This is a genomic window from Pseudomonas sp. B21-040 (genome assembly GCF_024748695.1).
Taxonomy (GTDB): Bacteria; Pseudomonadota; Gammaproteobacteria; order Pseudomonadales; family Pseudomonadaceae; genus Aquipseudomonas.
Map to the genome: position 1 here is coordinate 2,854,512 of NZ_CP087176.1, position 20,732 is coordinate 2,875,243.

General features: G+C 59.6%; 19 protein-coding genes and 1 tRNA gene. 10 read left to right on the forward strand and 10 right to left on the reverse strand.

What is annotated here, in order from left to right:
* Positions 1 to 83 precede the first annotated feature (83 nt).
* From LOY55_RS13280 to LOY55_RS13295, 4 genes are all read right to left on the reverse strand, one after another.
* A complete protein-coding gene (locus LOY55_RS13280; protein WP_109784668.1) occupies positions 84 to 1,439 on the reverse strand; it encodes an ATP-binding protein in 1,356 nt (451 codons plus the stop codon).
* Positions 1,415 to 2,080 (reverse strand): response regulator transcription factor, encoded by a 666-nt coding sequence (locus tag LOY55_RS13285; protein ID WP_109784669.1) that lies wholly within the window; start codon positions 2,078 to 2,080, stop codon positions 1,415 to 1,417. Before LOY55_RS13285 ends, LOY55_RS13280 begins: the two co-directional genes overlap by 25 nt.
* Before the next feature lie 106 nt (positions 2,081 to 2,186).
* Positions 2,187 to 2,624: a hypothetical protein gene (locus tag LOY55_RS13290; protein WP_109784670.1), complete on the reverse strand. Its 438-nt coding sequence runs from the start codon at positions 2,622 to 2,624 to the stop codon at positions 2,187 to 2,189.
* 27 nt (positions 2,625 to 2,651) lie between these two features.
* The gene (locus LOY55_RS13295) at positions 2,652 to 3,416 is read right to left on the reverse strand and encodes a membrane protein (RefSeq protein WP_046027516.1); all 765 of its coding nucleotides are present in this window, start codon (positions 3,414 to 3,416) and stop codon (positions 2,652 to 2,654) included.
* Between the two features lie 1,066 nt (positions 3,417 to 4,482).
* Between LOY55_RS13295 and LOY55_RS13305 the strand changes: the two genes are divergently transcribed.
* Positions 4,483 to 6,483: a U32 family peptidase gene (locus LOY55_RS13305; protein ID WP_258668035.1), complete on the forward strand. Its 2,001-nt coding sequence runs from the start codon at positions 4,483 to 4,485 to the stop codon at positions 6,481 to 6,483.
* Positions 6,484 to 6,668: 185 nt separating this feature from the next.
* On the forward strand, positions 6,669 to 7,292 hold the full coding sequence (locus LOY55_RS13310) for an NIPSNAP family protein (RefSeq protein ID WP_223524701.1): 624 nt from the start codon (positions 6,669 to 6,671) through the stop codon (positions 7,290 to 7,292).
* Positions 7,293 to 7,370: 78 nt separating this feature from the next.
* Here LOY55_RS13310 and LOY55_RS13315 read toward each other — a convergent pair.
* A tRNA-Ser gene (locus LOY55_RS13315) sits at positions 7,371 to 7,458 on the reverse strand.
* 123 nt (positions 7,459 to 7,581) lie between these two features.
* Between LOY55_RS13315 and LOY55_RS13320 the strand changes: the two genes are divergently transcribed.
* Positions 7,582 to 8,253, forward strand: coding sequence for a Bax inhibitor-1/YccA family protein (locus LOY55_RS13320; protein WP_027923729.1), 672 nt, complete (start codon positions 7,582 to 7,584; stop codon positions 8,251 to 8,253).
* Between the two features lie 59 nt (positions 8,254 to 8,312).
* Here LOY55_RS13320 and LOY55_RS13325 read toward each other — a convergent pair whose 3' ends face one another.
* Entirely contained in the window at positions 8,313 to 8,642 is a 330-nt protein-coding gene (locus LOY55_RS13325) for a YceK/YidQ family lipoprotein (protein WP_109784682.1), read from the reverse strand.
* Positions 8,643 to 8,698: 56 nt separating this feature from the next.
* Entirely contained in the window at positions 8,699 to 9,136 is a 438-nt protein-coding gene (locus LOY55_RS13330; protein ID WP_046027511.1) for an Lrp/AsnC family transcriptional regulator, read from the reverse strand.
* Positions 9,137 to 9,269: 133 nt separating this feature from the next.
* Between LOY55_RS13330 and LOY55_RS13335 the strand changes: the two genes are divergently transcribed.
* A complete protein-coding gene (locus LOY55_RS13335; RefSeq protein WP_077430265.1) occupies positions 9,270 to 10,163 on the forward strand; it encodes a DMT family transporter in 894 nt (297 codons plus the stop codon).
* Between the two features lie 3 nt (positions 10,164 to 10,166).
* On the opposite strand, the gene LOY55_RS13340 is transcribed toward LOY55_RS13335, so the two are convergent.
* Both LOY55_RS13340 and LOY55_RS13345 read right to left on the reverse strand, forming a co-directional pair.
* Positions 10,167 to 11,210: an FUSC family protein gene (locus tag LOY55_RS13340; RefSeq protein WP_077430264.1), complete on the reverse strand. Its 1,044-nt coding sequence runs from the start codon at positions 11,208 to 11,210 to the stop codon at positions 10,167 to 10,169.
* Between the two features lie 41 nt (positions 11,211 to 11,251).
* Positions 11,252 to 12,877: an NADP-dependent glyceraldehyde-3-phosphate dehydrogenase gene (locus LOY55_RS13345; protein WP_258668036.1), complete on the reverse strand. Its 1,626-nt coding sequence runs from the start codon at positions 12,875 to 12,877 to the stop codon at positions 11,252 to 11,254.
* Between the two features lie 267 nt (positions 12,878 to 13,144).
* Between LOY55_RS13345 and LOY55_RS13350 the strand changes: the two genes are divergently transcribed.
* From LOY55_RS13350 to LOY55_RS13360, 3 genes are all read left to right on the forward strand, one after another.
* The gene (locus LOY55_RS13350; protein ID WP_046027503.1) at positions 13,145 to 13,534 is read left to right on the forward strand and encodes a cytochrome c5 family protein; all 390 of its coding nucleotides are present in this window, start codon (positions 13,145 to 13,147) and stop codon (positions 13,532 to 13,534) included.
* 19 nt (positions 13,535 to 13,553) lie between these two features.
* Complete coding sequence (locus LOY55_RS13355; RefSeq protein WP_408980980.1) at positions 13,554 to 14,948, forward strand: D-arabinono-1,4-lactone oxidase; 1,395 nt, start codon at positions 13,554 to 13,556, stop codon at positions 14,946 to 14,948.
* 74 nt (positions 14,949 to 15,022) lie between these two features.
* Positions 15,023 to 16,231: a DSD1 family PLP-dependent enzyme gene (locus LOY55_RS13360; RefSeq protein ID WP_258668312.1), complete on the forward strand. Its 1,209-nt coding sequence runs from the start codon at positions 15,023 to 15,025 to the stop codon at positions 16,229 to 16,231.
* Between the two features lie 150 nt (positions 16,232 to 16,381).
* Here the strand turns inward: LOY55_RS13360 and LOY55_RS13365 are convergent, their stop codons facing one another.
* The gene (locus tag LOY55_RS13365; RefSeq protein ID WP_046027499.1) at positions 16,382 to 17,326 is read right to left on the reverse strand and encodes a transporter; all 945 of its coding nucleotides are present in this window, start codon (positions 17,324 to 17,326) and stop codon (positions 16,382 to 16,384) included.
* A gap of 208 nt (positions 17,327 to 17,534) precedes the next feature.
* Between LOY55_RS13365 and LOY55_RS13370 the strand changes: the two genes are divergently transcribed.
* The 3 genes from LOY55_RS13370 to LOY55_RS13380 all read left to right on the forward strand — a co-directional run bounded on the left by LOY55_RS13370 (position 17,535) and on the right by LOY55_RS13380 (position 20,659).
* On the forward strand, positions 17,535 to 18,581 hold the full coding sequence (locus tag LOY55_RS13370) for an AraC family transcriptional regulator (protein ID WP_258668037.1): 1,047 nt from the start codon (positions 17,535 to 17,537) through the stop codon (positions 18,579 to 18,581).
* A gap of 205 nt (positions 18,582 to 18,786) precedes the next feature.
* Positions 18,787 to 19,674 carry a Dyp-type peroxidase gene (locus LOY55_RS13375; protein ID WP_046027496.1) on the forward strand — a complete coding sequence of 296 codons (888 nt, stop codon included), beginning with the start codon at positions 18,787 to 18,789 and terminating at the stop codon, positions 19,672 to 19,674.
* A gap of 16 nt (positions 19,675 to 19,690) precedes the next feature.
* On the forward strand, positions 19,691 to 20,659 hold the full coding sequence (locus LOY55_RS13380; RefSeq protein WP_077430260.1) for a Gfo/Idh/MocA family protein: 969 nt from the start codon (positions 19,691 to 19,693) through the stop codon (positions 20,657 to 20,659).
* The last annotated feature ends 73 nt before the right edge of the window (positions 20,660 to 20,732 follow it).

Consider the following 20,732-nt stretch of genomic DNA (forward strand, 5'->3'; position numbering starts at 1 on the left):
AGGGGCATTTGATTGCGTAGAGACCTTAGTAGAGGATTCGGTTTTTTGCCACTACAGTCGCACTGTAATGGTGCGTTCCCTTCCTATTGTTTGCCGGCGCTCAGCCATACCGACACACACAATCCGTTTTTGTTTATCTCATCCGTATACCCCATCTGAACCCGCGCGCCCGTGCGGTCTGCTATCGCCTTGACGATCGACAACCCCAACCCGGAACCCGCTTCATCGGTCCCCAGGCTGCGATAAAACGGATCGAATACCCGCGTTTGTTCCAGCAGGGAAATTCCCGGCCCCGAGTCCTTGACCTGCAACATCACCAGCCCTTGCACACGCTCAACCGACAGGTCGATACGCCCGCCGTCGGGGGTATAACGGATGGCGTTGTCCACCAGATTCTTCACCAGGATCACCAGATCCGTTTCGTTGATAATCACCTGTACGTCTTCAATGCTCTCCACACCGATGTCGAGGTGCTTTCGCTCTGCCAGTGGCAATAAATCTTCCAGTACCCGCCGATAGATTTCATGCACGCAAACGGCGGACTGCGCTCGATGGGAGTCTGATTGTGCAGTGGCCAGCGTCAGCAGTTGATCGATCAGTTTTCGGCTGCGATCGATGCCCAGTGACAAGGGCAACAAACGCTCGCGGGCGGGTGCCGGCATGTCGGTGGCGGCCAGTCGCTCGGCTTGCAAGGACAGGGCGGTCATGGGGGAGCGCAGTTCATGGGCGGCGTCGGCGACAAAGCGGCGCTGGGCGTCCATCGACTGCGCGACGCGCTCGAGCAAGCGATTGATGGCCACCACGAAAGGACGGACTTCCGTTGGCAAATGGTGTTCGTCGATAGGGTGCAGGGCCTGCTCGTCGCGCTGGTCGATTTCGGTCGAGAGCGTGGCAATCGGGCGGAACAGCTTGCGCACCAGATCGCCGACCACCAGCAACAGCACCGGAAACAGGATCAAAAACGGCAGCAGACTGCGCCAGGCGCTTTCGCGAGCCTCCTTGTCGCGGATACCGGTTTCCTGAGCGACGACAATACGTTCGCCCTGGGTGGTGGTCTTGACCAGGACACGAAAATCCTCGCCTGCGACATTCAACGTCGACAGGCCATCGGCCAATGTCGTGGGGAAGGGCAGCGGCAGCGTGGCGTCATCGTTGCCGAGGGCTTTGCTGCCGTCGGCCAGGTATTGCACGATTACCCTGGATTCTTCATTGTCATCGTCGACCTTATTGCCCACGGGATAGCGCGGGGTCATGTGTTGGCGATCAACCAGCACGGCCACCTGACGCAAGGTGTCGTCCTGCATTTCGTGGGCCTCGTCGAACGCCGAGACGAACGCAAAAACCCCGGCCACGACAGCAACGATCAGGATGGCCAGCGACAGCGTGACGGACAGCCGCAGTTGTACCGAATCACTCAAGCGCTTTTTGAAACCATCCATCCCATTCCCCTGACGTTCTTGATGACATGGTTGCCAAGCTTGCGCCGCAACGCGTGAATCAGAAATTCCACCGCGTTGCTTTCCACTTCGTTGCCCCAGCCATAGAGGCGGTCTTCGAGCTCGCTACGCGAGAGAATCGCGCCGGGCCGAATCAACAGGGCTTGCAACAGGGCGAACTCCCGGCTGGACAGCTGGACATCGCGGTCCTGTTCGGTGCTGGCTTGCTTGGATATCAGGTCCAGTGCCACCACGCCGTTGTCGAGCACGGACAGGGCGTTGCCACCGTTGCGCCGCAATACCGCGCGCATCCGGGCCAGCAACTCTGACAATTCGAAGGGTTTGACCAAATAATCGTCAGCGCCACCGTCGAGGCCGCGCAGGCGATCTTCGAGGTTGTCGCGCGCGGTGATGATCAGCAACGGCACCGGGTTTTTGCGGCCACGGATGCTGTCGAGTACATCCAGCCCGTCCTTGCCCGGCAAACCGAGGTCCAGCAGCACCAGGTCATATTTTTGAGCCTCCAGCGCCGTGAGCGCGGTGAGACCGTTTTTCACCCAGTCGACGGCATAGCTCGCATCATTCAGGGCGCCCTGAATGGCATCGCCTATCATCGGGTCGTCTTCGACCAGCAATATCCGCATGTCCTGCTCCGTAAAAAAGGCGCGGCGGTCATGACCGTCGCGCCTGTATTGAAGCACCTGCACCAGGGTTTGTCCGCCGCCGGATGACTGCGGCTAGCGGGCCCGGTCAGGCCTTGCCTTTCATCGAGTCGAAGGCCTTCATTAAATCATCCATTGTGGCTTTGCATTCAGCCTGTTTCGGGCTGCTGGCGCGCAAGGCGTCGAGTGCATGGTCAATGGCTTTATCCACGACATGCCAATCGCTGGCGGCCCGAGGCTTGATGCCGGCCTCGGCAGAATCCCAGGACGTTTCCAGGTCCTTGATCCGGGCTTTGGCCCCAGGCAGGTCATTTTTGTCGACAAGGGCGGTCACGTCGGCGGCGATGTTACGAAACTCTGACAGGTCACCCAGTTGGGTGCCTGACTGGCTTGTGCTGCTCATCGAACTGGAAGCGGCGCCTGTATTGGGTTTGTCAGCAGGTTTGGAGCAACCGCTGGCCAGGCTCAGCAGGCAGATGGACGAGACGATCGCGGCGTGACGAATAAGGGTTTGAAAGTGGCGCATGAAGATTCCTTGATTGGCGTTTAAACGTTACTGAGTCACTGATTTACGCGTGCCGACGCTGATCTGGGCGGCAACCACCAGCAGGAGGATGACGCTCAGGAAGATCGCACTGGTCCAGGTAGCCCCCATGCCGAGGCCGCCATAGGTTTTGGATTGCGTCAGCAAGTCGCCCAGGGAGGCGCCGAAAGGGCGGGTCAGGATGTAGGCAATCCAGAAGGTCAGCACCACATTGCCGCCCATGCGCCAGGCTGCCAGTGTGGCAGCGATCAGCGCACCGAAGATGACGATGCCGAGGGTGAAACCCAGGCCCAGGGCTTCAGTGGCCAGGTCGCCGGCCGCCGTCCCCAGGGCAAACGTGCAGAGCACCGTCGCCCAATAAAACAACTCCCGCCGTGGCGTGACAATTTCACGAATCGACAGGCTGCGCTCGATCCGGTACCAGACCAGAAAATTGACCGCCAGCAATACGGAAAACACCGCTGTGCTGGTGTAGAGGCTGACGTCCAGGATGTCGGTCAGAATGTCGGTAATCTGCGTACCGACGATGCTCACCAGCACCACGGTGAGCCAGTAGATCCATGGCGTATAGGCTTTGGTGCGCATTTGCCAGAACAGCGCAATCGCCAGCAATGTCGCCATGCCGATGCTGGTCCAGCCGGCGCCGAAACCGGCGTCCACGGCAAGAAAGTCCGCGCCGGTTTCACCCACGGTCGTGGACAAAATCTTGATCACCCAAAACGACAGCGTCACCTCGGGCACTTTATTGAGCCAACCGGCTGTGGCGGAATTCATGTGGATAGCCTCTCCTGAGCAGCGCTGAAAGTGCGCAGGGGAGAAGGTACGCAACGAAACTTAGCGCAGACTGAGGAGGCGCCGAACTGACGGGCATTGCGTCGTGGTGGGTCTGATTTGGATCCAGAACGCGTCAGGACGGCGATGTAAGCCCCACGACATACGGCATGGAACCGCGAGCATTCAACTGAGTCAAAAAATGCAGCTTCTGAGCGGTTATAGGAGGGAGGTGCAATGGGAAGGCCAGCAATCATCAAGTTTTTTGCAGCGTACTTGTCCGTCTCTGCACTGATTGCATGGGGGGTAGCCGCGGCATCTCCCTGGATCGCTTCTCATGTTCTCTTGAAGTGGGTTTTTTAGCGCAGACGGGGCCACCACTGGTATCGAACGCATCCGATGCCTGCGACAGGTCTCCCGATCATGCCGTCGAAGACCATGACGAGCTGACCCTCGAATATTCAGCCTGCAGGGTTTCAATGAGTTCAGCGTTCAGCCGTTCGCATTCTGCGTTGGCTTCCATCCGGGTCGGATAGCAGATTTTTAGCCTGCACTTACCTTCGTTGTCGTAGATGTCGAAATCTATAGGAGCGGTGGTGCAATAGAAGCGTGATCCGCTGCGTGCTGATCCTGTTTCCTTTGGTATTGAGGGAACAACAACGAATCTAGGCATCGGCTTTCCCCTGTCGTAGTAGCGTTTCAGTACTTTAAGAAGTAGCGGCTACTTGCCACTAAATCAAGCGACGTTGCGGGAATCCGATGAGCAACCCTTCGTAATCGAAACTCATTTTGATTGCCTTGGGATCATCGTGCCTGTTTTTGATGAATTCCCGATCAGCATCCACATAGTTTGGGGTGATGTCGTGCAGGTTCGGTACGTTGGGCATGTCGGGGTAGGGCGCATGAGGCCCCGCGGGCAGGCTGGTCTTGCTCGGCCAACCTCTGTGGCCAGGGCGCTCGTGAACAACAGCTGACAACTGCCTGTCAGCACCGAAACCCTTGACGCGTGCCCATCCAGCTTTTGGCCGCTACAATGCGCACCTCGACCGTGACAAACCAGATAAAAAATATGTCTCTGCCCAAGCATCACCTGGAACTGCTCAGCCCCGCCCGTGACGTGAACATTGCTCGCGAGGCCATCCTGCATGGTGCCGACGCCGTGTACATCGGTGGCCCGAGCTTCGGCGCTCGCCATAACGCCTGCAACGAAGTCAGCGATATTGCCCAACTCGTGGAGTTCGCCCGTCGCTACCACGCCCGCGTGTTCACCACGATCAACACGATCCTGCATGACAACGAACTGGAGCCGGCGCGCATGCTGATCCACCAGTTGTACGATGCGGGCGTCGACGCGTTGATCGTTCAGGATCTGGGCGTGATGGAGCTGGATATCCCGCCGATCGAACTGCACGCCAGTACCCAGACCGACATTCGGACACTGGCACGGGCAAAGTTCCTGGACCAGGCTGGCTTCTCTCAACTGGTGCTGGCCCGCGAGCTGAACTTGCAAGAGATTCGCGCCATCGCCGACGAGACCGATGCGGCGATCGAATTCTTCATTCACGGCGCGTTGTGTGTGGCGTTCTCCGGGCAGTGCAATATTTCCCACGCACAGAACGGTCGTAGCGCCAACCGTGGCGACTGCTCCCAGGCCTGTCGTTTGCCTTATACCCTCAAAGATGACCAGGGCCGCGTCGTCGCCTACGAAAAACACTTGCTCTCGATGAAAGACAACAATCAGAGCGCCAACATCCGTGCGTTGGTCGAAGCCGGTGTTCGCTCGTTCAAGATCGAAGGGCGCTACAAGGACATGGGGTATGTGAAGAACATCACAGCCTATTACCGTCAGCGTCTGGACGACGTGCTTGAAGATCGTCCGGACCTGGCTCGGGCATCCAGCGGCCGCACCGCACACTTCTTCGTGCCCGACCCGGACAAGACTTTCCACCGTGGCAGCACCGACTACTTCGTCAGTGAGCGCAAGATCGACATCGGCGCCTTCGATTCACCGACCTTCACTGGCTTGTCGGTGGGCGTGGTGGAGAAGGTGGGCAAGCGTGATTTGCAGGTGGTGACCTTTGAGCCGCTGTCCAATGGCGACGGCCTCAATGTGCAGATCAAGCGCGAGGTGGTGGGCTTTCGCGCCAACATCGCCGAGCCTAAGGGTGAGTTCCTCGAAGAGGGCCAGAAGCGCTATCGCTACCGTGTCGAACCCAACGAGATGCCGGATGGGATGTTCAAGTTACGCCCCAACCATCCACTGAGCCGCAACCTTGACCATAACTGGCAGCAAGCCTTGCAGAAGACCTCTGCCGAGCGTCGTATCGGTTTGAGTTGGGTTGCGCGTCTTGATGCGCAGCGCCTGCAACTGACCGCCACGAGCGAGGAGGGTGTCAGCGCCAGCTTGTCGCTGGACGGTCCGTTCGGTCTGGCCAACAAACCGGAACAGGCATTGGAGCAACTGCGCGATCTGCTCGGTCAACTGGGCACCACTGACTATCACGCCACCGCCATCGAGTTGATTGCACCCGAGGCGTTCTTCATTCCCAACTCGCAACTCAAGGCCTTGCGCCGCGAAGTGATTGAGGCGTTGACCGTGGCCCGTCTGCTTGCGCACCCGAGAGGTCATCGCAAGGCCGAAACCACTCCGCCGCCGGTGTATCCGGAGTCGCACTTGTCCTTCCTGGCCAACGTCTACAACCAGAAGGCCCGGGACTTCTATCACCGCCATGGCGTCAAGTTGATCGACGCAGCGTTTGAGGCCCATGAAGAAACCGGGGAAGTGCCGGTGATGATCACCAAGCACTGCCTGCGTTTCTCCTTCAATCTGTGCCCCAAGCAAGCCAAAGGCGTCACGGGTGTGCGCACCAAGGTTGCGCCAATGCAACTGGTGCACGGTGACGAGGTGCTGACGCTGAAGTTCGACTGCAAACCTTGCGAAATGCACGTCATCGGCAAGATCAAGGGCCACATCCTTGACCTGCCACTGCCGGGCAGTGTCGCGGAACCGGTCGTTGGTTACATCAGTCCCGAAGACCTGCTCAAGACAATCCCGCGCGCGCCGCATTGAGTGCCAGGCAAGTACGCCGCATCGAGTGATGGGCGTACTTGCTGCGTGAGGCTTGTCCGCTGACTGTTGCCATAAAGAAACTACCTAGAACACTAAGGTGATCGCCGTACCCCAAGGGGTTCGGCTCAATATTCGCCTTGGAGGCTCCGGGTTAGGCTAATGGCAATGAATGAGCGGAGCACGTCATGCGATTGTTTGAACTGATTACTTTTACGGTGCGTGTGCGAACCGTTGCAGATGCGCTGGGTTGCATTGAGGCCGCGCTGGCCAAGCCCGGGGTGGGCGGCACGCTGATGGGGTGTTGGGCGTCGGAAATCGGCCAACTGAATCAAATTGCCGTGCTGCGCGGCTATGCCGACGAAAGTCTTCGGCAAGCGGAGCGCGAGCGCTTCCTGTTGGAAGGCGAAGCATTCGGTATCAACGCCTATATCACCGACCTGCGAATCGAAAACTACAGCTTGTTCCCGTTCCTCAATCCCCTGAGCGCCGGAAAACACGGGCCGTATTACGAAGTGCGCGTGTATGACCTGGTCAGTTCCGGGCTTCAACCGACACTCGATGGCTGGATAAAGGCCGTGGAACCGCGTACGGCCGAGCAGTATTCGCCAGTGTATGCGGCGTTTTATGCCACCGACGGTGCCTTGCCGCGCTACCTGCACATCTGGCCATGGTCAACCCTGGAACAGCGCCTGCAAGTGCGGACTCAAGCCGTGGAGGACGGTGTCTGGCCACCCGAGAATTCTGGTCCGCAACTGCGTGACATGCGCTCGACGATTTATCTGCCCGCGGCCTTTTCGCCATTGCAATGAAACGTGTGCGGTTATGGGTTGCACCAAACCCCAGAAACGACAAAGCCCTGAATAATCAGGGCTTTATCGGTACAAATATGGCGGAGGCGATGGGATTCGAACTCATGGACCTGTTACAGTCGACGGTTTTCAAGACCGTTGCCTTAAACCACTCGGCCACACCTCCGTTTGCGTTGCGGGCGCCATAATACCTGAATGAAACACACTGTCAAACTCTCTACGTAGCTTGTTACAGAGCGTCTGTTATGATCTTTGCGACTGAACGTTTCAAACCAACAGGAGTGTCGCCATGCGCGAACAGGATTACGCAGTTAATAACAGCGTGCAGGCTGAGCAGCTAGAGGTTAGCCGCGTCCTGCGCAACACATACGGCTTGCTCGCTCTCACCCTCGCATTCAGCGGCGTGATGGCGTTTGTCGCTCAGCAGATGCGTGTCGGTTACCCGAACGTTTTCGTGGTGCTGATCGGTTTCTATGGCCTTTTCTTCCTCACTAACAAACTCCGTGATTCGGCCTGGGGCCTGGTTTCTGCCTTTGCCCTGACAGGGTTCATGGGTTTCCTGCTTGGCCCGATCCTCAACCGTTACCTGGGAATGCAGGGCGGCGCTGAAGTGGTCAGTTCGGCGTTCGCGATGACGGCGCTGGTGTTTGGTGGTCTGTCGGCCTACGTGCTGATTACCCGCAAGGACATGAGCTTCCTGGGCGGTTTCATCACGGCAGGCTTCTTCGTACTGCTGGGTGCGACGCTGGCGAGCTTCTTCTTCCAGATCAGCGGCCTGCAATTGGCGATCAGCGCAGGTTTCGTGCTGTTCTCCTCGGTCTGCATTCTGTTCCAGACCAGCGCTATCATTCATGGCGGCGAGCGTAACTACATCATGGCGACCATCAGCCTGTATGTATCGATCTACAACCTGTTCATCAGCTTGTTGCAGCTGTTCGGCATCATGAGCCGCGATGATTGATCGAAGGCCTTGAGTAAAAAACCCGCTTAGGCGGGTTTTTTATTGCCTGAAATTCAGGGCTACTCGGCAATGATAATGCTGCCATCGGTCTGTTGGCGGTAGATGGTGTAGGGCAGTAGCAAGGTGTCGAGCGCGCCGGACATGACCACGTCGATCAACACAATGGCTGGAGCATCGGTGTGATCTTGTGCATCCAGCCCCTTTTTCAGCGGCGCATTCAAACTGCAAAAATCATAGCTGACACCGCTGTAGATCCGCGGAATGGCGCCGCAATAGCTCTTCTGTTCCTTGAGACTGTTTGCCGCCACTTCGTCACCGCGCAAGGCCGATTGAATCGTGCCGCACCCCGCCAGCATTAGCGCTGCCAGTAGCGTTGCCTGAATTTTCATGCCGCCAATCCTTCGCCGGAAAACCCCAATCTACGCCAGTCGGGCGCAAACTTCACTCAGGCCATCGGTGGCAACCGGCGTTTCACCGGGGTTTTCTTGACGATCGCCGTGTTGGTTTCGGCGTGGGTGTTGAGGCGGTCGAGCAGGGTGTCCAGTTGTTCCATCGAGCGCACGTGCAGGCGCGCGATGAAGCAGTCGTCGCCGGTGACTTTGTCGCACTCGGTGAACTCTGGAATGGCCTGAATTTGCCGCTCCACCTCTTGCAACTGTCCCGGCAGCGGGCGAATCCGCACGATGGCCTGGAGTTGATAACCGAAGCATTTCGGGTCGATTTCAACGGTGTAGCCTTTGAGCACACCCCGTTCTTCAAGGCGGCGCAGACGCTCCGCGACGCTGGGCGAGGACAGGCCGCTGATGTTCGCCAAGGCCTTGAGTGAGCGCCGGGAGTCCTCCATCAATGCCGTGATCAGCACTTGGTCGATGTCGTCGGTCATGGCAACCCTCGTAAGGCAATTAAACAAAAACGCCTTGATAAAAAAGGCAGAAACCGAGTCTAGCCTGTTTTTTGCGCTGGAGAAGCCCACGGATGGATTGGCATACTTTGCGCTCAAACACAGGAGTCTGATGATGGACAAAACAATACGTCGCGGCTCATTCGAGATGAGCGCCGCCATGCTGATCTCCGGGACCATCGGCTGGTTCGTGCTGGTGTCCGGGCAACCGGTGCTGGACGTGGTGTTCTGGCGTTGCCTGTTTGGCGCCGGCACCTTGCTGCTGATTTGCGCGGCTTTCGGCTTCCTGCGCCCCGGCATTCTGACCCGCACCACGTTCCTGTTGGCCGTGCTCAGTGGCGTAGCGATCGTCGGCAACTGGGTGCTGTTGTTTGCCTCGTATTCGCGCGCCTCGATTGCCATTGGTACGGCGGTGTACAACGTTCAGCCGTTCATGTTGGTGGGCCTGGCCGCGTTGTTCCTCAATGAAAAAATCACCCTGCAGAAACTGTTCTGGCTGGGCATTTCGTTTCTCGGGATGCTGGCGATTGTCAGTGCTCATGGCGGGTCGGGCGAGGACGGCAATGATTACCTGATGGGGATCGGCCTGGCATTGGGCGCGGCCTTCCTTTACGCGATTGCCGCGCTGATCATCAAACGCCTGACCGGTACGCCGCCGCATCTGATCGCGTTGATCCAGGTCTGCACTGGTGTGCTGTTGCTGGCACCGTTCGCGCACTTTTCAGCGCTGCCGCAAGCGCCTGCTGCCTGGGCGAGCCTGGTGACGCTGGGCATCGTTCACACCGGCGTGATGTATGTGCTGTTGTACGGCGCGATCCAAAAACTGCCGACCGCACTGACCGGGGCGTTGTCGTTCATCTACCCGATTGCAGCGATTTTTGTCGACTGGTTTGCCTTCGGCCATCGCCTGGAGCCGCTGCAATGGGTTGGCGTGGTGGCGATTCTGCTGGCCGCCGCCGGAATGCAGCAGGGCTGGGGCTTCAAACAGCGTAAGTTGGCGGCGCAGTAGGTGTCAGATGTTCCAGCGCGGGGCCGTTTTTGCCAGGCGCTGGCGCATCTCGCCGATGTTGGCGGCGAACTGGCGGGTCAACAAACGGTAACCGTCCAACGGGCTGTAAACCGGTGCCTCAAGACTTGACGCAGTTGGCAGGTCGACGGGGCGACTCAGACGTTGGGACGCGCCGGTTTTCAAGGCCCGCGCCATGCCGATCAGTTGCACGCGAATGTGCCGATGTTCCTCGGTCATCGCCGATTGCAACTGCGCCACCGCATTCGGTTCGCTGGCATCCGGTCGGGTGTTGCCGAGGATTTCCAGGGTACTGACACACATCCGCAAGTTGCGCTGAATAGCGTCCAGTTCAGTCATGGAAATCTTCACTTCCTTGGACACCGACGGCATCAGCGAACGCAATTGCACCATCACCGAGTTCAGGCGACCCATGAGTTTGAGGTGTTCGTCATCGCTGACCGATTGGCCATTGATGATGCGCCCGTAGATCGTCGCGCAATCGCGCAGGGCATCGGCCAGGTTGTAGCGCCAGGAAAATACCGCATACAGCGGCAGCGCGAAGGAAAACGCCAGCGCCAGGGCGATGCCGATCAGAATGTCGACCCCGCGCCACAGGCCATCCGTGACTGGGTTGTCACCGTGCCCCGCGACGATAAATACCGTGATCGCCGCCAGCAACGCCGTGTAACCGCCCTTGCCGATAGCGTGATACGAAAAAAATCCGCACACCACTGACATTGCAAAATAGGTCAGCCAGGGCATCCCGAGCCAGGCCTGTTGCGCGACCAGCACCAGGCCGACGCCCGCCCCGATCAAGGTACCAATGGCCCGCTCGGCGGCTTTTTTTCCGATGTTGCCGTGATGCTGCAAACCCCCGATCACCACCAGCATCGTCACCGACGCCCATTCGCCGTGGGGCAGATGGATGCCGGTGGTCAGCAAAATCGTCGCCAGCAACCCGAGCGATACCCGCACTGCATGGATCAGTCTGGCGTGGCGATAGCGCCGATACGGGTCCAGCAACGGCCGTAGCAGTCGGCGCAACAGCGGTGGCAGTCGATGGCTGAACGTACTCAGGCTCGGTGTCCTCAGAAAATGTAATCGGTGGTCAGGAAACTCGAACTCCGTCCGCTGATGATCTCGCTGATCAAGTCTTTGTTGGTTTCCTGGAACTTGGTGGCCACCAGCGTGCGGATCGAAAATACCCGCAACGCATCATGCACCGACAGCGTGCCTTCGGCGGAGTTCTTGCGGCCGTTGAACGGGAAGGTGTCCGGGCCGCGCTGGCATTGCGCGTTGAGGTTGATGCGCCCGACCTGGTTGGCGAACGTGTCCACCAGCCGACCAACCGCAACCGGGTTAGTGCCGAAAATACTCAGTTGCTGGCCGAAGTCTGACTCCAGGACGTAATCGATGACGGTGTCCAGATGACGGTACGGCACAATCGGGATGACCGGGCCGAACTGTTCTTCCTGATAGACACGCATTTGCGTCGTCACCGGGTACAGCACCGCCGGGTAGAAGAACGACGCGCGGGCTTGACCGCCATTGGGGTTGACCACGTTGGCCCCTTTGCTTTCGGCGTCCGCCACCAGCGAATGCAGGTAATCGACTTTGCCCGACTCCGGCAACGGCGTCAGCGCCACGCCGCTGTCCCACGGCATGCCGGGTTTGAGGCTGGCGAGTTTGGCGTTGAATTTTTCGATGAACGCCTCGACCACGTCCTCATGCACAAAGAGAATTTTCAGCGCGGTGCAGCGCTGACCGTTGAACGACAGCGAGCCGGTCACCGCTTCGCTCACCGCGTTGTCCAGATCGACCTCCGGCAAGACGATGCCAGGGTTTTTCGCGTCGAGGCCCAGCGCCGCACGCAAACGGTGTGGTTTGGGGTGGAGCTTTTTCAGGTCGCTGGCGGCCTTGTTGGTGCCGATGAAGGCAAATATGTCGATCTTGCCGCTGGCCATCAGGGCGCTGACAGTCTCGCGGCCGCTGCCGTAGATCACGTTGATCACGCCGGCCGGGAAGCTGTCGCGGAACGCTTCCAGCAGCGGACGAATCAGCAACACGCCAAGCTTAGCCGGTTTGAACACCACGGTATTGCCCATGATCAGCGCCGGAATCAGCGTGGTGAAGGTTTCATTGAGCGGGTAGTTGTAAGGGCCCATGCACAGTGCAACGCCGAGCGGGACGCGGCGGATCTGGCCGAGGGTGTCCTGTTCCAGTTCAAAACGGCTGGAGCGGCGGTCGAGTTCCTTGAGTGCACTGATGGTGTCGACAATGTAGTCGCAGGTGCGGTCGAACTCTTTTTCCGAGTCCTTGAGGTTCTTGCCGATCTCCCACATCAGCAACTTGACCACCGCGTCACGCTGTTGGCGCATGCGTCCTAAAAAGGCTTCGACGTGCTGGATGCGCTCGGCCACACGCATGGTCGGCCACAGGCCTTGACCACGGTCATACGCACGGACGGCGGCGTCCAGGGCGACCAGCGCGGTGTCGGCGTCAAGCAACGGCGTGCTGCCGAGGATCACTTGCTCGTCGCCATTGGCGCCACTCAGGTACACCGGGCTGCGGACCTGGGCTAGCGGCCCGTTCCAGGTTCTCAGTTCGCCATCGACCAGGTACTCACGTTGCTCGGTCTGGCCGTCTAGCCGGTACTTTTCCGGGATGTCGGCGTGGCTCGGGAACAGGTTGTCGAGAATGTTGGCTGTGGTCATGTCGCTACCCCCTCTGGATTGGGTGATGCAGTGATGAATCGTTTTAGCAGACCTCGGCCTCGCTTGTCATGACTCATCTCAGCGTTTTGCCGCACAGCGTGATTAACCGCGAATTTACCAACGTGTTCGGTCATGGCCTCAGAAGCCCCCTTTGTTGGCCCCCAATGCCCTCAACCCGCCCACGCGGGGTGCCTTAGTGTTGACCTGTGCTTGATCACAATAAAAAAGGTGCACCCGGCTGTCCGGGCACCCCATGAGAGGACCGCCATGCGGGCAAGCCGATTCACTGAAAAGCCTAGCCTTTGTTTTGCCTTGGTGGGGGGCGTCTTCGCGGCGTTGCTTGCGGGGTGTGGCGAAGAGCCGAAAAACCCGACAACCCGCAGCGAAGCGGCCACCGCCAGGCCCGCCGACGCCGAGCTGGCGCAGGTCTACGACAACAGCTGCAAGCTGTGCCACGCCAACCCGGCGGCCGGGGCGCCGCTGACCGGCGACACGAAAGCCTGGGAACCGCGAGTCTTGCAAGGCGCCGACACGCTGCTCGATCACGCGATCAACGGCTTCAACGGCATGCCGCCGATGGGGATGTGCATGCAGTGTTCGCAAGAACAGTTCCTGGCGCTGATTGCCTTTATGTCCGGCCAGCAAATCCAACAATAAGAACGGCAGGGTGCGATTCATGACGATGGACCTGACACGGCGTCAGTTGTTGCAACGGGCGAGCGTCATTGGCGCTTTCACTGCGCTCGGCTCAACGCCTGCGCTGGCCGAACTGCTGCGCGCGCCGCGGCTGATTCCCTGGCGCAACTGGTCGGGGGGCCAGAGTTGCCTGCCGGCGGCGCGGTTGGCGCCAAAGAATCTGGATGAGCTGACGCAAGTGGTGCGCCAGGCGCCCGGCAAGATTCGCCCGGTGGGTTCGGCGCATTCGTTCAGCGCCTTGGTGCCCACCGACGGCACCTTGCTGTCGCTGAGTTATTTCACCGGTTTGCTCGATCACGACGCGAAAACGCTGCAAGCCGAGTTCGCCGCCGGCACCCCGATGTCGCGCATGGGCACACCGCTCAAAGACATCGGCCAGGCCCTGCAAAACATGGCTGACATCGATTACCAGACCCTCGCGGGCGCGATCTCCACCTCGACCCACGGCACCGGCAAGAACTTTCAATCCTATTCAGCCCACGTCTGTGGCCTGCAATTGGTGACCGCCACGGGCGAGGTTCTGGACTGCGACAGCACGCGTCATCCAGAGGTGTTCAGCGCTGCGCGGGTGTCGCTCGGCGCGCTTGGGGTGGCCACGAAAATTCGCCTGCAAAACCGCCCGGCGTATCGGTTAAGGGAGCGCCAATGGATCGCCAAGACCGAAGAGTTGCTGGAAGACCTCGACAAAAACACCCGGGAAAACCAGCACTGGGAAATGCTTGTCGTGACCCATTCCGACTACGCCTTGTCGATCGCCCTGAACGAAACCACCGACCCGGCCACACCGCCGATCCCGGCGGATGAGGAGGGCGGCAACGAGTTCGTGACCTTGATCGAGAAGATCGACAAGTACGGCAGCGACTTCCCGGACCTGCGCCGCACGATGCTCAATAACCTGCGTCACCTCGCCAGTTTCGATGACCGGGTAGGCGACTCGTTCGACATCTACGCCAACGTGCGCACGGTGCGTTTCAACGAAATGGAATATTCGGTGCCGGCCGAACACGGCCCGGCGTGCCTGCGCGAGATTCTCAAGCTGATTCAGGACAAAGACCTGCGCACCTGGTTTCCGATTGAGTACCGCTACGTCAAAGCCGACGACATTCCCTTGAGCATGTTCGAGGGACGCGACAGTTGCTCGATTTCGGTCCATCAGCATTACCAGATGGATCATCACAATTTCTTTGCCGCCGTCGAACCGATTTTCTGGAAGTACAACGGCCGGCCGCACTGGGGCAAGTTGCACACCCTCAACGCGAAAACCCTGCAGCCGCTGTATCCGCGCTGGCAGGACTTTATTCATGTCCGGCAGGCGCTGGACCCGAGCGGCAAATTCCTCAATGCGCATTTGTCATCGATTCTGGGGGTGAACTGATGGCAGTCAATCGGCGTCATTTTTTGATGGGAGCCGCCGGTGTCGGCGTGTTGTTGGCAGGTGTCGGCACCTGGTTGCGGCCGGGTGATCGGGGCGCGCCGTACAGTGATTATTTCCGTGCGCTGAACACCGAACTCAAGGATCACGGGCCCATGCGCCCGGTGATGTTGATCGACCTTGACCGACTCGATCACAACATCGATGCGGTGATGCTGTCGGTCAAACGTGGTGGCAAGCACCTGCGACTGGTGGAAAAGTCACTGCCGGCGCCGGGGCTGCTGGCCTACATCGCCAAGCGCGCCGGCACGCAACGCTTGATGTCGTTTCATCAACCGTTTCTCAACCATGACGCGGTGCAGTTTCCCGAGGCCGACATTCTGTTGGGCAAGCCGCTGCCGGCGCGTTCGGCCCAGCTGTTTTATCAGTCGCACAAGGGGCCTTTCGACCCGGCGAAGCAATTGCAGTGGTTGCTCGATACGCCGGAACGCTTGCAGCAATACCTGGCGCTGGCCCAAGGCTTGGGTACGCGATTGCGGGTGAACATCGAGCTGGATGTCGGGCTGCATCGCGGTGGTGTCAGCGATGTGGGGGTACTCGGGCAGATGCTGACGCTGATAAGCCAGAACCCGCAGCACCTGGAGTTTGCCGGGTTCATGGGCTACGACCCGTTCGTGGGCATGGGCGTGCCGGGGATTCTGGGCTCGCCCGAAGAACTGTTTGCCAAGGTGATGGTGATTTACAACCGCTGCGTCGACTTCACCCGTCAGCAATACCCCGGTTTGTGGCACGGCGGGCTGACCCTCAATACGGCCGGCAGCCCGAGCTATCGCATGCATGAACACGAACAGCTCAGCACTGAAGTGTCGGTGGGCACGGCGATGCTCAAGCCCACTCACTATGACCTGCCGTCACTGGTGGAGCATGTGCCTGCGGCGTACATCGCCACGCCCGTGTTGAAAAGCACCGGGGCGGTGGAGATTCCGGCGCTGGATGACAAGTCCAGGCTGTTTTCCTGGTGGGACACTAATCAGCGCGAGACTTTTTTTATCTATGGAGGCAACTGGATGGCGGAGTTCGAGTCGCCCTCGGGGTTGCAGAGTAACGGGGTGTATGGCCGCAGCTCGAATCAGGAAATGGTCAATGGTTCGGCAGCGGTGGGGCTTGGGGTTGAGGATCAGGTGTTTTTGCGCCCGACCCAGACGGAGTCGGTGTTGTTGCAGTTTGGGGATTTGCTGGCGGTGCGGGGTGGTCGGATCGTCGACACCTGGCCTGTGTATTCCTGAAGATTTCTCCGTATAACTGATCGTTCCCACGCTCTGCGTGGGAATGCCTCAATGGACGCTCCGCGTCCGCTTGGTTGGGACGCAGAGCGTCCCGGGCTGCATACCCACGCAGAGCGTGGGAACGATCAGTTGTGCGGGAACGATCAGTTGTCAGAACGCATAAGGGATACTGACTTTGGCCCACAGCATTTCCCCTTCAGGCCGGTTTTCCACATCAAACTCCTTGGCCCAGCGAATCTCCGCGCTGGCGTACTTAAGAAAGGTCCAGTGCAACGCCGGACCAATCGCAAACACCTGCCCGCGTACCCCGTCGTTTACGTCCTGGCCATTGAATTGCACGGTGTGGCCGAACTGTTTGTCGTCGGTGGTTTGCTTGAGGTAGTAGCCATTCAACCCGAGCATCAGGTCGTCGGTGATTTTGAAACTGGCGGAATAGTCGAAGTGGAAAATCTGCCCTGACTTGTAATCGGTGTCTTTGTTTTTACCGTTGAAACTGTACGTGGTCTTCATCGACACCTCGGTTCTGTCCGTCGGCAGCCAAGTGAAGGAGAACAACGGTTTGTAGGTGTAGAAGTTGTTGCTGGTGTTGGCCAGGCGATCAACGCTGTATTCGCCGGTGGGCACGGTGACTTCCACGGCCGCGCCCAGGGTCAGGTTCGGGCCCATGTCCCAGAGAATGATCGGCGCGACCGTGGTGTCGCCCATGCCCTCGCGGGTGTCGTGCAAGCCGAACACCGCGACTTCCTGCTTGAGCCACGGCTGTGCGATGTAGCCCGCCAGCCGGCCGCCAAATACCCGCAATGGGCTGAGGTAATCGAGGCGCGGAATGACCGCCGTGGATTCGATATCAACGTCCGGCACCTTGCCGCCGAGTGAGCTGATGTTCAGCTTCGTGGAGGTGTAGTGGTTGTAGTAGAGGTTGAACGCCAGCATGTTGTCCGGAAGGCTGTCGGGCGACAGCGGCAACATGAAAAAACCGTCGGTGCCGGGGCCGATGTTGTCCACGCCAGCCTCGGTGGCCAGTGCCGGTTGAAGGGCACAGACGCCGGCCAGGCTAATGACCAGTAGGGGAAGTGTCGTGCGGGTCAGGATCATGGGGGTACTCATTATTATTGTTAGCGGGCTGTCCAGCGTCCATACGAGGGCCGCAACATAGAAATAAGCTGTCTGCGCCGTACAAGGCAGGGTATTGGCGGCCATTTAGGGGGGCTTCTGCGGACAGCCTTTGAACCCTGTGCTAACTTCCTTCGACATAACCGGTAACAAAAATAAGAATGCAGCTCGACCCGGAATGTATAGCCCCATGCAAATGAAAGTGATCGATCCCACCTTTGAACTGGCGCTGGTGTCGCCGTTTCTCCTGCAAACCCTGGCCGAAGTCGCGCAGCAACAGGGCGTCAACCCCGACAACCTGTGCCGAGGGCTGGGTTTCACCTTTGAAGATCTTCAGGACCCGGCACAACGGATTTCCTATCGCCAGGCCGTGGCGATGATTCAACGCGCGCTCAAGGCTTTGCCCAATCAAGGGCTGGGGTTGTGGGTGGGTGCGCAAAATGTGCTCGGCACGCTGGGGTTGCTGGGGCATGTGCTGTCGCTGTGCAAGACCTTGCGCGATGCCTTTGAGCTGGGCATTCGGCATCAGCACACCTCTGGCGGCATTGTCGTGTCGAGCGTGGAGGAGTCGGGTGACCGGGTATTTGTCGACGTCGAATGCCGCTTGCCGTTCGCCGACGTGCAGCTGTTTGCGGTCGAGGAGTTTTTCGCCAGTTTGCTGGTGTATGGCCGGGCGCTGGTCGGGGCGGATTTCAAGCCGATGGCGGTGGAGTTCATGCACGCCGCGCCGGACTATCTCGGCGAGTATTCGCGCCTGCTGGGGCCGGATGTGCGCTTTGGTTGTCTGCAAAACCGCATGGTGATCGCTGCGCATTGGCTGGATGTTCACTTGCCCAATCACCATTCCCTGGCCCTGCGTCAGGCGGTGCAATTGCTCGAACTGGAAGCGGCGCAAGTGCACCAGAAAATGGACTTGATCCAAGCGGTGGAACGGGCGATTGCCCGGGACCTGACCGAGGGCAGCCACATCGAGAAAATCGCCAGCGACCTGAACATGAGCAGCCGCACCTTGCGCCGCCGCCTCACCGAACACGCACTGACCTTCGAAACGCTGCTGGAACAAGTACGTCAGGCCCGCACCATGAGCCTGCTGGCCAACCCGGACATGTCCATCGAACGCATTACCGAGGAAGTCGGCTACAGCGACGTGCGCAGCTTTCGTCGCGCCTTCAAGCGCTGGACGGGCATGAGCCCGAGCGCGTTCCGCAACGAAACCCCGATACTCGACCCCCTGTAGCAGCTGACGAGCAGCGCGAGGCTGCGTTCGGCTGCGAAGCAGTCGTAATTGCGCTGTGCAAGGTGTGCCTGACACACCGTATTGCCTGGTTTCACGACTGCTTCGCAGCCGAACGCAGCCTCGCGCTGCTCGTCAGCTGCTACACGAGACTGCACATAAATGCTCATCCCCGGTTAAACTCCATGCTCTTTTTCAAGGAGTTCATATGAGTTATTACCAGCCGGGCATTCTCGCCACCCCCGTTCCGCCTCAAGCCCGCCATATGTTCTTCGCCCTCGAATGCGCCGAAGCATTGCCAGTCGCGCTCGACAACTTGATGCAACTGGTGGACGGGAAATCGGCTGTCGTCGGTTTCGGCGAATCGCTGGTCAAGGCGTTGCACGCGCAGGTTGACGGCCTGCGAGCCTTTCCGGCGTTGACCGGTGTTGGCGTCGATAACCCGTCGACGCAACACGCATTGTGGTGCTGGCTGCACGGCGTCGACCGTGGCGAATTGCTCAATCGCAGCCAGGCCATCGAAGCCGCTCTGGCGCCGGCCTTGCGCCTGGTGCAGATGAACGAAACCTTTCGCCACATGAGCGGCCACGACCTGACCGGTTACGAAGACGGCACCGAAAACCCGCACGATGAAGCCGCCGTCGCCGCCGCCCTGTTGGGCGAGGGCGCTGAGGGCCTGGTCGGTGGCAGCTTTGCCGCGATCCAGCAGTGGCAGCATGACCTCAAGGGCTTCCACGCGATGCCGTCCCATGAGAAAGACAACATCATGGGCCGTCGTTTGAGCGACAACGAAGAACTCGACGACGCGCCGGTCTCGGCCCACGTCAAGCGCACCGCCCAGGAAAGCTTCGCGCCCGAGGCGTTTGTGGTCCGTCGTTCAATGCCATGGATCGAAGGTGATCGCGCAGGCCTGATGTTCCTCGCGTTTGGCTTTTCCCTCGACGCCTTTGAAGCGCAACTGCGGCGCATGAGCGGTCTGGAAGACGGCATCACCGACGGCTTGTACCGCATCAGTCGCCCGATCACGGGCGGCTACTACTGGTGCCCGCCGCTCAAGGACGGTCGCCTGGACCTGCGCGCCTTGCGCATCGGCTAACCCTCGGGACGTGATGATGGACGTGGTGCGTTGGGGCATGATCGGTTGCGGCAGTGTCGCCGAGCGCAAGAGCGGGCCAGCCTTTTACAAGGCCCCCGGTTCAGCGCTGATGGCGGTGATGGGGCGGCGCCTGGACGCGGTGACGGATTACGCCACGCGCCATGGCATCGCCCGGGTGTACACCGACGCGCAAGCACTGATCGACGATCCCGAGGTGGACGCGGTGTACATCGCCACGCCGCCCGACAGTCATCACGCCTACAGCCTGTTGGTGGCCGCTGCCGGCAAACATTGCTGCGTCGAAAAACCGATGTCGCTGAATGCCGGGCAAAGTCGCGAGATGCAAAAGGTCTTTGCCGACGCCGGATTGCACCTGTTCGTTTCCTACTACCGACGCTCGTTGCCGCGCTTTCAGCAAGTGCGGCAGTGGCTGGATGCGGGGCGAATCGGTGAGGTCCGGCACCTGACCTGGACACTCACCAAAGCAGCGTCGCCGGTTGATTTGGCCGGCACGGACAACTGGCGCACGGACCCGCGTGTTGCCGGTGGCGGCTACTTCGCCGACCTCGCCAGCCACGGGTTTGACCTGTTTCAGTACCTGCTCGGTGACATCACCGACGTTGCCGGTTTCACCGCGCGACAGGCCGGGTTGTATGCCGCCGAAGATGCGGTCAGCGCCAGTTGGCGGTTTGCCTCGGGGGCGACGGGCATGGGTTGCTGGAACTTCGTGGCGGATCGGCGCGAGGATCGCGTCGAGCTGATCGGCAGCCGGGGGCGGATCCGTTTCTCGGTGTTCGATGAGCACCCGGTGCAACTTGATGCGGATGAGCAACTCAGCCTGAGCATCGACCATCACGAACACATCCAGTGGCACCACGTGCTGGGCATGAACGCGCACATTCGGGGTGACACGCAGCACCCGGCAGTCGCCGGGGAAGCGTTGAAAACCGATTGGGTGATGGACCAGATCCTCAAGCGCACCTGAACCAAGTCGATGTAGCAGCTGCCGAGCACCGCGAGGCTGCGTCCGGCTGCGCAGCAGTCGCAAACCCTGCATG

Excerpts from the sequence above, each read along its gene's own strand:
- LOY55_RS13285 (WP_109784669.1), bottom strand. The coding sequence starts at position 2,080 with ATGCGGATATTGCTGGTCGAAGACGACCCGATGATAGGCGATGCCATT.
- LOY55_RS13280 (WP_109784668.1), bottom strand. The coding sequence starts at position 1,439 with ATGGATGGTTTCAAAAAGCGCTTGAGTGATTCGGTACAACTGCGGCTG.
- LOY55_RS13355 (WP_408980980.1), top strand. The coding sequence starts at position 13,554 with ATGACGATGGACCTGACACGGCGTCAGTTGTTGCAACGGGCGAGCGTC.
- LOY55_RS13350 (WP_046027503.1), top strand. The coding sequence starts at position 13,145 with ATGCGGGCAAGCCGATTCACTGAAAAGCCTAGCCTTTGTTTTGCCTTG.
- LOY55_RS13345 (WP_258668036.1), bottom strand. The coding sequence starts at position 12,877 with ATGACCACAGCCAACATTCTCGACAACCTGTTCCCGAGCCACGCCGAC.
- LOY55_RS13330 (WP_046027511.1), bottom strand. The coding sequence starts at position 9,136 with ATGACCGACGACATCGACCAAGTGCTGATCACGGCATTGATGGAGGAC.
- LOY55_RS13290 (WP_109784670.1), bottom strand. The coding sequence starts at position 2,624 with ATGCGCCACTTTCAAACCCTTATTCGTCACGCCGCGATCGTCTCGTCC.
- LOY55_RS13320 (WP_027923729.1), top strand. The coding sequence starts at position 7,582 with ATGCGCGAACAGGATTACGCAGTTAATAACAGCGTGCAGGCTGAGCAG.
- LOY55_RS13310 (WP_223524701.1), top strand. The coding sequence starts at position 6,669 with ATGCGATTGTTTGAACTGATTACTTTTACGGTGCGTGTGCGAACCGTT.
- LOY55_RS13375 (WP_046027496.1), top strand. The coding sequence starts at position 18,787 with ATGAGTTATTACCAGCCGGGCATTCTCGCCACCCCCGTTCCGCCTCAA.
- LOY55_RS13335 (WP_077430265.1), top strand. The coding sequence starts at position 9,270 with ATGGACAAAACAATACGTCGCGGCTCATTCGAGATGAGCGCCGCCATG.
- LOY55_RS13380 (WP_077430260.1), top strand. The coding sequence starts at position 19,691 with ATGGACGTGGTGCGTTGGGGCATGATCGGTTGCGGCAGTGTCGCCGAG.
- LOY55_RS13295 (WP_046027516.1), bottom strand. The coding sequence starts at position 3,416 with ATGAATTCCGCCACAGCCGGTTGGCTCAATAAAGTGCCCGAGGTGACG.
- LOY55_RS13370 (WP_258668037.1), top strand. The coding sequence starts at position 17,535 with ATGCAAATGAAAGTGATCGATCCCACCTTTGAACTGGCGCTGGTGTCG.
- LOY55_RS13325 (WP_109784682.1), bottom strand. The coding sequence starts at position 8,642 with ATGAAAATTCAGGCAACGCTACTGGCAGCGCTAATGCTGGCGGGGTGC.
- LOY55_RS13305 (WP_258668035.1), top strand. The coding sequence starts at position 4,483 with ATGTCTCTGCCCAAGCATCACCTGGAACTGCTCAGCCCCGCCCGTGAC.
- LOY55_RS13365 (WP_046027499.1), bottom strand. The coding sequence starts at position 17,326 with ATGATCCTGACCCGCACGACACTTCCCCTACTGGTCATTAGCCTGGCC.